Origin of the sequence: Xenorhabdus aichiensis (assembly GCF_028598775.1) — a bacterium.
Lineage (GTDB): Bacteria > Pseudomonadota > Gammaproteobacteria > Enterobacterales > Enterobacteriaceae > Xenorhabdus > Xenorhabdus bovienii.
The window spans coordinates 176,419-188,807 of sequence record NZ_JAQRFO010000001.1 but is presented as its reverse complement, the minus strand read 5'-3'; the positions used below and the strand labels follow the sequence as shown (position 1 = coordinate 188,807).

Genomic DNA, 12,389 nt, shown 5'->3' with positions numbered 1-12,389 from the left:
CAATGAGCGATAAAACACAAAAAACGCAAAAAACAGAAAGAACAGAAAAGTTACAAAAAATTCTCGCGCGTGCTGGCCATGGTTCTCGCCGCGAAATTGAGGGCTATATCCAAGAGGGACGGATTAGCATCGATGGCAAGACCGCAACGTTGGGTGATCGAATCGAAGTCAAACCCTCCATAAAAATTCGCCTTGATGGGCGTATCTTAAATATCAAAGAGCCACAAAAAACGATTTGTCGCGTTCTGGCCTATTATAAGCCTGAAGGTGAGCTGTGTACTCGACATGATCCTGAAGGGCGTCCAACAGTGTTTGATCGCCTGCCTAAAATGCAGGATGCTCGCTGGATTGCCGTAGGGCGTCTGGACATCAATACTTGCGGACTGTTGCTGTTTACGACGGATGGAGAACTGGCAAACCGCCTGATGCATCCGCGCTGTGAAGTTGAGCGTGAATATGCTGTTCGCGTTTTCGGTGAAGTAGACAATGCGAAACTTCGTCAGTTGACACAGGGTGTTCAGTTGGAAGACGGGCCTGCCTCCTTCAAAACTATCTCATTCAAGGGTGGTGAAGGTATCAACCAGTGGTACAACGTGACACTGACGGAAGGTCGTAACCGTGAAGTTAGGCGTTTGTGGGAAGCTGTTGGCGTGCAAGTTAGCCGCTTGATCCGTGTCCGTTATGGTGATATCGATCTACCGAAAGGTTTACCTCGTGGTGGATGGACAGAACTGGGGCTGGAGCAGACTAACTATTTACGTCAGTTGGTTGATTTAAATGAAGAAACCATGTCCAAAGTTGCGGTTGAGCGTGATCAACGCCGTATCAAGGCCAATCAGATCCGCCGGGCAGTAAAACGGCATTCTCAGGTCGGCTCCTCCCGTCCAGCGGGGAAACGCCCTGCAAGTAGTTCTCGTCAGAATGCAGGAAGAAAAGCGGCACCTAAAGGCCGTTAATGTTCCAGGGTCGCTGTTTCAGTGTTATATCAAGGCTGAAACAGCGGCTTTTTATCTATTTTACTAATCAATCTTACCAATCAACCCCTTTCTGAGCTTTGATTCCCGCATCAAACGCATGTTTTACTGGGCGCATTTCCGTAATGGTATCTGCAAGTTCAAGTAATTCACGATGGCAGCCCCGTCCGGTAATAATGACAGACTGATGGGCAGGACGTTGTTTGAGTGCAGTAAGTACATCGGTTAGGTCAAGATATTTGTAACTGACCATATAGGTCAGTTCATCCAGAACGACAAGCTGCAATGAGGGATCGGATAACATCGTCAGGGCATGTTGCCATACAGCTTGGCAGGCTGCGATGTCAGTTTCACGGTTTTGCGTCTCCCATGTGAACCCTGTCGCCATGACATGAAACTCAACACCCTGTTGTGCCAGTAGGTTCCTTTCGCCGCTTTCCCATGTTCCCTTGATAAATTGAATAACGCCGGCACGCTGACCATGGCCGATTGCACGAGTGACTGTGCCAAACGCAGCGGTTGTTTTCCCTTTACCATTTCCGGTGAATACTATGACGATACCCCGTTTTTGTTGGGCAGCGTCAATGCGGGCATCGACTTTCTCTTTCAGGCGCTGTTGCCTTTTCTTGTACTGTCCGTTATCCATTGGCATTATTTGGCAGGCCCCGCTTTACGACCCGGCTGAGCATCAAAGCTGATACCTGAATCACTCAGGCTGTCATCACCCATCAGATAGAGATAGACCGGCATGATCTCGGCAGGGATTTTTAATTTGGTCGCATTTTCATCAGGAAATGCACTCGCACGCATACTGGTGCGTGTACCTCCAGGATTAATGCAGTTAATACGCAAGGCAGTTTCCTGATACTCCTGCGCTAAAACCTGCATTAGGCCTTCTGTTGCAAATTTGGAAACAGCATATGCACCCCAGCCACTTCTTCCTTCACGCCCCACACTGGAACTGGTAAATACCAGAGAGCCGTTGGGGGATTTCAATAACAGGGGAATTAACACCTGAGTCAGCATGAAAGTCGCGTTGACATTCACTTGCATGACTTCATGCCAAAGCTGAACAGGCTGTTCTATGACAGGTGCGACAACACCCAGTAGACCTGCATTGTGTAATACACCGTCCAGACGGGGATAACGCTGAGTGAGTTCATTTGCAAAGGCCTGGCATTCTTCGGCTGTCACGGTTAAAAGATCCATTGTGTAAATGGTAACCGGCAAGCCGCTTTCGTTTTCGATTTGCTGTTTGACCGCTTCCAGTTTTGCTGTTGTGCGCCCCAGCAAAATAACCTGTGCACCGTGGCGAGCATAAGTTAGCGCCGCTTCACGACCAATGCCGTCTCCGGCACCAGTGACTAAAATGATTTTCTGTTGCAGCAGATCATGATTGGGTTGGTAATCTAACATCTGACTATCTTCCTATGGTTTTTAGGAACCTGTTTTTTTAAAGCTATTACTTAAGGCGTATGGCATCTGCCATTTTAGGCTGACACATGAAGTCTGTCATCAGAACAAAACTTAATGCCCCCGTCAAATTTGCTCAATATAGACAGAAAAGAACAGAGCTCTGATGAGATAGGATGCAAGTAAACTGTTAGAGCACAGCCTCCGGTTTTTAGTTAGAATGAAGAATATTGTTCATCATAATTGAAGATAAGGTGGATCTGTGGAGTATTTATCTCTATACGGACTGTTCTTGGCCAAAGTGGTTACTATGTTATTAGCAGTCGTCGTTCTGGCAGTATTTTGTATCGGATTGGGTGTACGTAAAACCATGCACAAAGGGGAGTTGCGTCTGACCAATTTGGGTGAATCATACAGGGAAAAACAGCGCCAGATGCAGCAGGCTCGGATGAGTGAAGCAGAGCAGAAAATTTGGCAGAAGGCGTTAAAAAAACAGCAGAAAAATGATGCCAAGCAGAAAAAGGCAGAGGCTAAAGCGAGTCAGAAAGGTTTACAGAAACCGAACCTTTATGTTCTGGATTTTAAAGGTAGTATGGATGCCCATGAAGTTGATTCCCTCCGTGAAGAGATAAGCGCCATACTCGCTGTGGCAGATAGCAAGGATGAAGTGTTACTGCGTTTAGAAAGCCCCGGAGGCATGGTACATGGTTATGGGCTTGCTGCATCTCAGTTGGCTCGTCTACGGCAGAAAGGAATACGTCTGACGATTGCCGTGGATAAAGTTGCCGCAAGTGGTGGTTACATGATGGCTTGTGTGGCAGATCGCATTATTGCTGCCCCTTTTGCGATTATTGGTTCTATCGGTGTTGTGGCCCAGCTCCCGAATATCCACCGATTGCTCAAGAAAAATGATATTGATGTAGAACTGCATACTGCCGGGGAATACAAACGTACTCTGACTGTTTTGGGAGAAAATACTGAGCAGGGACGGCAGAAATTTCAGGAAGATTTGAACGAAACTCATAAATTATTCAAATCATTTATTTATCAGCATCGTCCATCTTTGGATGTGGAAAAAGTAGCCACTGGCGAATATTGGTATGGTACGCAGGCAAAAGAAAATGGGTTAATTGATGATGTGGGTGTCAGTGATGATTTCCTGATTGAACAGATCGAACACTGTGAAGTCGTCGGGGTCAGTTATTCTCGTCGTAAACGTGTGATAGAGCGTTTCATGGGCAGTGCAATGGAGAATGTTGATAAATTGTTCATGCGCTGGTGGCAAAGGGGCGAAAAGCCACTGTTCTGATAATTTAGGTATCAGCTAGAACAGATATAGAACAATAAAGGGTAATAAGGTGGAAAGTGACGGTTTGGCTATCCCTTATTACCCATACAATAATTGATGATCTATCAGGGATTACCCCATAAAATTTCTAGTCTGCTAAATGATACTTTTCGGATAATATATGTGCTAAATGTTTAAACATATTAAACACAGCGGTACTTTTCGTGGTAGGCAGATTATAGCTATCCAAAAAATATTCTCCCTTAAAAACGAGCACTTCGCCTTTTTGTTCTACATCATCTGCATACATTCCCTGAATAAAATCGTCGTGTTTCCTAATGATTTTATTTGCTTTTTCCAGTAACTGTTTACGCTTAATGGGTAATGTTTTAGTTTGCATCGATTATGCTCCTCCAAAAAATAAGTTGTTGCGCATCGTTTTTTATCAGGTAGAGTGTGGGCTTTTCGTCATGCAGATGGAAGATTTTGTTTACAACTGTTAAATCATACAATTGCATGGCATGTGCTGGTATATAAAATACCTTAAATATTTCAAAGGTTTTTGCGCTTGAGCAAAGTACAAGATAAAAATTAGTTGATATCTTGCAAATCTATCGCAATATAAAAAGAGAATTTATTTTATATATCGCAACATAACGCCGTGATTTCCGCCATCTGAAAAGAAGATAATTAGGTAAAGGTAACTATGGGTAAAGCTCTTGTTATAGTGGAGTCCCCGGCAAAAGCCAAAACAATCAATAAATATCTGGGGAATGACTACGTTGTAAAATCCAGTGTAGGTCATATCCGTGATTTGCCGACCAGTGGAGCAGCGAGTCAAAAGAGTTCGAACTCATCAACCGATAAGAATAAAAAGAAAAAGGATGAGAAGACAGCGCTGGTTAACCGAATGGGAGTTGATCCCTATCACGGTTGGGAAGCGGATTACCAAATTTTGCCCGGTAAGGAAAAAGTTGTCGCAGAACTGAAAACGCTTGCTGAGAAAGCCGATCATATCTATCTCGCGACGGACCTTGACCGCGAAGGGGAAGCCATTGCATGGCACCTACGAGAAGTTATCGGTGGAGGAGAGGAGCGTTTCAGTCGGGTTGTATTCAACGAGATCACCAAAAATGCCATCACTCAGGCTTTTGACAATCCTGGTGAACTGAACATCGACCGTGTAAATGCACAGCAGGCGCGCCGTTTTATGGATCGCGTCGTGGGTTATATGGTTTCACCGCTGTTGTGGAAGAAAGTCGCCAGGGGGCTGTCTGCCGGGCGCGTTCAATCCGTGGCGGTTCGCCTTATTGTTGAGCGGGAGCGTGAAATCAAGGCCTTTGTGCCAGAAGAATACTGGCAATTGCATGCGGACTTAATGGCTAAAGGAGACATAGCGCTCCATATGGAAGTTACCCATGAAGGGGGAAAACCATTCAAGCCCGTTAACGCACAGCAAACACAGGCTGCGGTATCCTTGCTTGAAAAAGCCGGATACAAAGTCCTTGATCGTGAAGACCGCCCGACTTCCAGTAAACCGAGTGCACCATTCATTACTTCAACACTGCAACAGGCTGCCAGTACGCGGCTTGGATTCGGTGTCAAGAAAACGATGATGATGGCACAGCGGTTATATGAAGCAGGACATATCACGTACATGCGTACTGACTCTACCAATTTGAGTCAGGATGCACTGGACATGGTTCGCGGTTATATCAATGATCACTTTGGTGACAAATATTTGCCAAAAACGGCCAATATCTACAGCAGTAAGGAGAATTCGCAGGAGGCTCATGAAGCTATCCGGCCTTCCAATGTAGATGTCATGGCGGAAGAACTGAAAGATATGGAAGCCGATGCACAAAAACTGTATCAGCTTATCTGGCGCCAGTTCATTGCCTGTCAGATGATGCCAGCGAAATACGATTCCACTACGCTAACAGTTCAGGCGGGGAATTTTGAACTCCGTGCCAAAGGTCGTACATTGCGTTTCGATGGTTGGACGAAAGTGATGCCAGCATTGCGCAAGGGGGATGAAGACCATACTTTACCAGTGGTTGAAGTTGGTACTGAACTTGACTTGCAACAGTTGAGCCCAAGCCAGCATTTCACGAAACCACCGGCACGTTTCAGTGAAGCATCTCTGGTCAGGGAGCTGGAAAAGCGTGGCATTGGCCGCCCATCGACTTATGCGTCAATTATTTCAACCATTCAGGATCGTGGTTATGTGCGAGGTGAAAACCGTCGATTCTATGCGGAAAAAATGGGTGAAATCGTTAATGATCGTTTAGAAGAGAACTTCAACGAATTAATGAGCTATGATTTTACCGCAAGAATGGAAGACCAGCTCGATCACGTCGCCAATAACGAAGCTAACTGGAAAGGGGTGCTTGACGAGTTTTTCACCAATTTCAGTGAACAGCTTGATGTTGCTGGCAAAGATCCTGATGAAGGCGGTATGCGTCCGAATCCAATGGTAATCACTTCTATTGATTGTCCGACGTGTAGCCGCCCAATGGGTATTCGTACGGCGACAACAGGAGTGTTTCTTGGTTGCTCTGGCTATGCGCTATCACCGAAAGAGCGTTGCAAGCAAACCATCAATTTGATCCCGGAAAACGAAATCCTGAACATTCTGGAAGGGGATGATGCGGAAACTAATGCACTGCGTGCCCGCCATCGCTGTAAAGAATGCGGTACAGCGATGGACAGCTATCTGATTGATAACCAACGTAAATTACATGTTTGTGGTAATAATCCTGCATGTGATGGTTATGAAGTGGAAGAGGGCGAATTCCGAATCAAAGGTTATGATGGCCCAATCGTTGAGTGTGATAAATGTGGTTCAGAAATGCACTTAAAAATGGGTCGTTTCGGTAAATACATGGGATGCACAAGCGAAGAGTGCAAAAACACCCGTAAGATCCTCCGTAGCGGGGAAGTTGCCCCCCCGAAAGAAGATCCGGTTCCATTACCTGAATTGCCATGTGAAAAATCGGATGCCTATTTTGTTCTGCGCGATGGTGCTGCTGGTGTATTTCTTGCAGCCAACACGTTCCCTAAATCGCGTGAAACACGAGCACCGTTGGTTGAGGAACTTGTCAAGTTCAAGGATCGCTTGCCGGAGAAGTTACGCTATCTGTCTAAGGCTCCTGTTGCTGACCCTGAAGGTCATAAAACAGTAGTGCGTTTTAGCCGTAAGACGAAGCAGCAATATGTCTCTTCGGAGAAAAACGGTAAGGCGACCGGATGGGCCGCATTTTTTGTTGATGGTGCTTGGGTAGCAAAAGAAAAGTAATGATTTTAGTGATGGGTTAGTATGTCAGTTCATTGAAATATATTCAGATGGATATTTCTTTTTTTACTAAAAACATAATTTTTCTTTCTAAAAAGCCAGTCAATTAGGACTGGCTTTTTTGTTTTTCTATAGAATTAAAACATAATATTTCTGCAATAAATGTACGATAATCGTTATCATCCCCAATTATTTGTTATATAAATATACAGCAGGTGATATAGTAGTTATATACCTATAAATATATATTCTGTATAGTTATAAGAAAATAACCATTAGCAATATAGAACATGTTTAGACTACAAAACATTCGTACATTTTATTATTAGGGACAGCGCTGATATGAAACTACAGCAATTACGTTATATTGTAGAGGTGGTTAACCATAACCTGAATGTATCTTCTACGGCAGAAGGATTGTACACCTCTCAACCAGGGATCAGCAAACAAGTCAGAATGCTTGAAGATGAATTGGGTATCCAAATATTTGCTCGCAGTGGCAAACATCTGACACATGTTACACCGGCCGGTGAAGAAGTTGTCCGTATTTCACGTGAAGTACTGTCAAAAATTGATTCAATCCGTTCCGTAGCCAGTGAACATACTTATCCGGATCGTGGGTCTCTGTATATTGCAACTACACACACCCAAGCAAGGTATGCCTTGCCTCCGGTTATCAAAGGTTTTATTGAGCGCTATCCCAATGTTTCCCTTCATATGCATCAAGGTTCACCCACTCAAATTGCGGAAGAAGTATGTAAGGGAAACAGCGACTTTGCGATAGCAACCGAAGCCCTTCATCTCTATAGCGATCTGATTATGTTGCCTTGTTATCATTGGAACCGCTCTGTAGTGGTTACGAAAGATCATCCTCTGGCAGCCAGGCAAAACGTAACGATTGAGGAGTTGGCGGAATACCCGATTGTGACATACACCTTTGGTTTTACGGGGCGTTCTGAGTTGGATGTTGCCTTTGACCAGGCTGGTCTTAAACCTAAGATAGTATTCACAGCGACAGATGCTGATGTGATTAAGACTTATGTTCGGTTAGGGCTAGGAGTTGGCGTGATTGCCAGTATGGCGGTAGAACCTGTTCAGGACAGCGATTTGGTGCGCATTGATATGCGTGATAAATTCAGCTATAGCACGACAAAGATTGGTTTCCGTCGCAGTAGTTTCCTACGTAGTTATATGTATGATTTTATCTGGCGTTTTGCTCCGCATTTAACACGAGATGTGGTTGATAAAGCTATCGCGTTGCGATCTAATGAAGAAATTGAAGAGATGTTCAAGGACATCGAATTACCGATAGCATAAAGAATCTATAATGAAAATCAGAGGAAGGTAGCTGATGTTATCTCCCTCTATTTTTTGTTGATTTTGTCATCTAGAGTTGGCTTAAAAAGAATAACCGATGCAAAAAAATCAGGAATACTAAAGTGTGGAAATCATTTACTCGAACCTACAGGAATACGGGATTAGATTTAGCTGTTTTTATCGCAATTAAAGGATATAAGTTTAGTTTGATAATGTGATAGCCATCAGTTGATACTGATGGCTTTTTTATTTAAAAATTAATAATACAGTGTTGAAACATGAATAAGAGTAGGCTGCACAGGTTATTGTCAGATACACGAAGTGTTTCTATAATAAAAATTACTTTTATAATAATCAGATAAGTAATTTTAACTGTACCTTAAATTACACTTTAAATTCACCGTTGAAAAAATTATCAGAATTCTCTATTGATGATTTTTTGTTATTACGAATGAATAGATCAAAGGATGCCTTAATTTCGGGATCTTCCAATGCTTGATAATCAAATAATGAAATGCAGGAAGAGTAAGTGAATTCGACATTGATATTTTCATTGGAAGCACAATTTGAAGCAATTTCTGAGTTGCTTCTGTCAAAATTCACTTTGTACAGTTTCATTTTTGGAATATAAATCACTTGATCTTCAACTCCAACAGCTTCAATGACACTGGCCAAAGTCAGAGTAGAGTAATGATCGTTATTCTTTTTCAACCCAAGCCTAATGGCATCTCCTTGTTTTTGCAGGAACTGAGAAAAACTTTTCATGCTGGAAGAGTTTGTATTCAAAACAATATCCATGATAAGTTGCAGCAAGTTCGTCGCGATTGAAAATCCTTTCATTACGTGGCTGTAGGTTTGGCTTTCTATATTCCTAACGCTCATTAATGGCAGTTTCTCTATGATATCGCCCCAGAATTGTACGTCAGTTCTATATTGTTGGCCATGGGTATTAGCATATTTAATAATATAATCCGTCGCAATTGAGGAAAGGGCAATCTGTGTTTTCTTTATTTCATTTAACCGCTGTATCACACCGGATTTTTCGTTGATTTGTGAAGTAATGACAAATTGGACAAGCCCATCTATATCACTGAATTGGTGGTCTGACAGGGAAAAGTTATCCTCAATTCCATCGGAAAAAAATTGTTCAGCCTGCGCTATATGGTTTAAATAGTGTTGGCGGTTTTTGTCGACTTTGATATCCATAATTCACCCTCCAGTATTTAAGTAATGATATTCAGCACTGCATGTGTGCTTTAGCCATGAATAAAACACATGTGCTTTCAGGATGTCATCACTAAAATTTGTCAATAAATGAGAGTTTACAGCCGGTTAGCAAAATGTGTGGTAACTGAATAACAAATGTTCGCTAGTATGTTATGTTTAATGGTGTAGCTGGCCATAATAAGAAAGGAGGAGTTATGTCGTTTAAATTGAAAACGGACTGTGCATCAACACTCTCCATTGGCAGTAAAACATATCATTATTACAGTTTATCCCTGTTATCTGAACAATTGGGTGAGATAGCCCGTTTGCCTAAGTCCATGAAAGTCCTGCTTGAAAATCTCCTGCGCAATATTGATGGCGATTCTGTTGTGGAAGAGGATTTGAAAGCATTGGTGGAATGGCAGAAAAACGGTCATGCAGACAGGGAAATCGCTTATCGTCCCGCCCGTGTGTTAATGCAGGATTTTACCGGCGTTCCGGCTGTAGTGGATCTTGCAGCCATGCGGGAAGCGGTTCTGCAGCTTGGTGGTAATGTTGAACAAGTTAATCCTTTGTCTCCCGTTGATCTCGTGATTGACCACTCAGTCATGGTAGATAAATTCGGTACAGAGCAGGCGTTTGAAGAAAACGTTCAGATTGAGATGGAACGTAACTATGAACGTTATCTATTTTTACGTTGGGGGCAAAAAGCCTTTAATCGTTTCCGCGTTGTGCCTCCCGGAACAGGAATTTGCCATCAGGTTAACCTTGAATATCTTGGTAAATCGGTTTGGCATGAAAACCAGAATGGCAAGGATTTTGCCTATCCTGATACGTTGGTGGGGACGGATTCTCATACAACCATGATTAACGGACTCGGTGTATTAGGTTGGGGTGTTGGGGGAATTGAAGCCGAAGCTGCTATGTTGGGGCAGCCTGTCTCCATGCTGATCCCGGATGTCGTTGGTTTTAAACTGATCGGGAAATTGCGGGAAGGGATCACGGCAACCGACCTTGTCCTGACGGTGACGCAGATGCTGCGCAAGCATGGCGTGGTTGGCAAGTTTGTCGAATTCTATGGTGATGGGCTGTCTGATTTGCCATTGGCAGATAGAGCGACTATTGCCAATATGGCGCCTGAATATGGCGCAACCTGCGGTTTCTTCCCCGTTGATGATATTACACTGGGCTATTTGCGCTTAACTGGACGCAATGAAGATGAAATTGCCTTAGTTGAAGCCTACTGTAAGAAGCAGGGATTATGGCGTAACGCAGGGGATGAACCCATTTTCACCAACAACCTTGAGTTGGATATGTCCACGGTTGAAGTTAGCTTGGCAGGGCCGAAACGCCCTCAGGATAGAGTGGCACTTGGCGATGTACCACAGGCATTCCAAGCTGCCATGGAACTGGACATCCATAAAATACAGGAGCATCAGGCGGATACGTCAGTCATTCTCGATAATCAGACTTTTGTACTGCAAGATGGCGCTGTAGTTATTGCTGCCATCACTTCCTGTACAAATACATCTAATCCCAGTGTCTTGATGACAGCAGGTTTACTTGCCAAAAAAGCAATTGAAAAAGGTTTGCAACGTCAACCGTGGGTTAAAACCTCGCTGGCACCCGGCTCCAAGGTAGTAACGGATTACCTTGAACTGGCAGGGCTCATGCCATATCTGGAAAAACTGGGTTTCAATCTAGTGGGATATGGTTGTACCACTTGTATCGGTAACTCAGGCCCATTGCCAGAGCCGATTGAAGTAGCGATTAAGCAATCTGATCTGATGGTTGGCGCGGTGCTTTCCGGTAACCGGAATTTTGAAGGGCGCATTCATCCTCTGGTGAAAACTAACTGGCTGGCATCTCCGCCACTGGTGGTTGCCTATGCACTTTCTGGCAATATGAAAAAAGATCTCACTAGGGAGCCATTAGGGCAAGATCAACAAGGACATGATATCTATCTGCAAGATATCTGGCCGGATAGTCAAGAAGTCGCTGAAGCTGTTGGTAAAGTCAGTACAGAGATGTTCCACAAAGAATACAATGCCGTTTTTGATGGTGATGAAAATTGGCAATCGTTGGAAGTGGAAAGCTCAGAAACTTATTCTTGGCAGCAGGATTCAACCTATATTCGCCTTCCCCCTTTTTTCAGCGATATGACGATTGAGCCCAAGCCGATAACTGATATCCACCAAGCCAATATACTTGTGATCTTGGGGGATTCAGTCACAACGGATCATATTTCTCCGGCGGGAAATATAAAAGCTGACAGCCCAGCAGGACGATACTTGCAGGAACATGGCGTTTCGCCGAAAGATTTTAACTCTTACGGTTCAAGGCGTGGCAATCATGAAGTTATGATGCGTGGGACGTTTGCCAATATCCGTATCCGCAACGAAATGGTGCCTGGTGTGGAAGGAGGATACACTCGCCATATTCCATCTCAAGCTCAGTTGGCGATTTATGACGCGGCCATGCTTTATCAGGAAGAAAAGACACCGTTGGCCATTATTGCAGGTAAAGAATATGGTTCCGGTTCAAGCCGTGATTGGGCAGCGAAAGGAACTAGGCTGCTGGGGGCAAGGGTCGTGATTGCGGAATCTTTTGAACGTATCCACCGTTCTAATCTGATTGGAATGGGCGTATTGCCACTGGAATTCCCACAAGGTGTCAGCCGTAAGACGCTAAACCTGACTGGTGATGAACGAATCGATATTGCAGGATTGGGATATATTGAACCCGGGCAGACTATTGCGGTGAAAATCAATTATGCCAATGGAAAAGAAACTGTCATTGATGCCCGTTGTCGCATCGATACCAATACGGAACTGGCGTATTTCTATAATGATGGTATCTTGCATTATGTGATCCGTAATATGCTGAAATAATAGTG

Annotated in this window: 9 protein-coding genes; 5 read left to right on the top strand and 4 right to left on the bottom strand. The window is 43.9% G+C overall.

The window, feature by feature from the left end:
- Positions 1-2: 2 nt before the first annotated feature.
- Positions 3-956 carry a 23S rRNA pseudouridine(2605) synthase RluB gene (rluB, locus tag PSI22_RS00920; RefSeq protein ID WP_273577887.1) on the top strand — a complete coding sequence of 318 codons (954 nt, stop codon included), beginning with the start codon at positions 3-5 and terminating at the stop codon, positions 954-956.
- Between the two features lie 73 nt (positions 957-1,029).
- On the opposite strand, the gene cobO is transcribed toward rluB, so the two are convergent.
- A complete protein-coding gene (gene cobO, locus PSI22_RS00915) occupies positions 1,030-1,626 on the bottom strand; it encodes a cob(I)yrinic acid a,c-diamide adenosyltransferase (RefSeq protein ID WP_370688962.1) in 597 nt (198 codons plus the stop codon).
- Positions 1,626-2,390, bottom strand: a complete 765-nt coding sequence (locus PSI22_RS00910) for a YciK family oxidoreductase (protein WP_273577886.1) — start codon at positions 2,388-2,390, stop codon at positions 1,626-1,628. Before PSI22_RS00910 ends, cobO begins: the two co-directional genes overlap by 1 nt.
- A 259-nt stretch (positions 2,391-2,649) precedes the next feature.
- Between PSI22_RS00910 and sohB the strand changes: the two genes are divergently transcribed.
- Positions 2,650-3,696, top strand: a complete 1,047-nt coding sequence (sohB, locus tag PSI22_RS00905) for a protease SohB (RefSeq protein ID WP_273577885.1) — start codon at positions 2,650-2,652, stop codon at positions 3,694-3,696.
- Between the two features lie 127 nt (positions 3,697-3,823).
- Here sohB and PSI22_RS00900 read toward each other — a convergent pair whose 3' ends face one another.
- Positions 3,824-4,075, bottom strand: a complete 252-nt coding sequence (locus tag PSI22_RS00900; protein WP_273577884.1) for a YciN family protein — start codon at positions 4,073-4,075, stop codon at positions 3,824-3,826.
- 306 nt (positions 4,076-4,381) lie between these two features.
- On the opposite strand from PSI22_RS00900, the gene topA reads away from it, so the two are divergent.
- Entirely contained in the window at positions 4,382-6,973 is a 2,592-nt protein-coding gene (topA, locus tag PSI22_RS00895; RefSeq protein WP_273577883.1) for a type I DNA topoisomerase, read from the top strand.
- Positions 6,974-7,312: 339 nt separating this feature from the next.
- Positions 7,313-8,287 carry an HTH-type transcriptional regulator CysB gene (gene cysB / locus PSI22_RS00890; RefSeq protein WP_038183224.1) on the top strand — a complete coding sequence of 325 codons (975 nt, stop codon included), beginning with the start codon at positions 7,313-7,315 and terminating at the stop codon, positions 8,285-8,287.
- Positions 8,288-8,671: 384 nt separating this feature from the next.
- On the opposite strand, the gene PSI22_RS00885 is transcribed toward cysB, so the two are convergent.
- A complete protein-coding gene (locus PSI22_RS00885) occupies positions 8,672-9,493 on the bottom strand; it encodes an Evf family palmitoylated virulence factor (RefSeq protein ID WP_273577882.1) in 822 nt (273 codons plus the stop codon).
- Between the two features lie 215 nt (positions 9,494-9,708).
- Between PSI22_RS00885 and acnA the strand changes: the two genes are divergently transcribed.
- Complete coding sequence (acnA, locus tag PSI22_RS00880; protein WP_273577881.1) at positions 9,709-12,384, top strand: aconitate hydratase AcnA; 2,676 nt, start codon at positions 9,709-9,711, stop codon at positions 12,382-12,384.
- Positions 12,385-12,389 lie beyond the last annotated feature (5 nt).

Excerpts from the sequence above, each read along its gene's own strand:
- PSI22_RS00910 (WP_273577886.1), bottom strand. The coding sequence starts at position 2,390 with ATGTTAGATTACCAACCCAATCATGATCTGCTGCAACAGAAAATCATT.
- acnA (WP_273577881.1), top strand. The coding sequence starts at position 9,709 with ATGTCGTTTAAATTGAAAACGGACTGTGCATCAACACTCTCCATTGGC.
- PSI22_RS00900 (WP_273577884.1), bottom strand. The coding sequence starts at position 4,075 with ATGCAAACTAAAACATTACCCATTAAGCGTAAACAGTTACTGGAAAAA.
- cobO (WP_370688962.1), bottom strand. The coding sequence starts at position 1,626 with ATGCCAATGGATAACGGACAGTACAAGAAAAGGCAACAGCGCCTGAAA.
- rluB (WP_273577887.1), top strand. The coding sequence starts at position 3 with ATGAGCGATAAAACACAAAAAACGCAAAAAACAGAAAGAACAGAAAAG.
- PSI22_RS00885 (WP_273577882.1), bottom strand. The coding sequence starts at position 9,493 with ATGGATATCAAAGTCGACAAAAACCGCCAACACTATTTAAACCATATA.
- cysB (WP_038183224.1), top strand. The coding sequence starts at position 7,313 with ATGAAACTACAGCAATTACGTTATATTGTAGAGGTGGTTAACCATAAC.
- topA (WP_273577883.1), top strand. The coding sequence starts at position 4,382 with ATGGGTAAAGCTCTTGTTATAGTGGAGTCCCCGGCAAAAGCCAAAACA.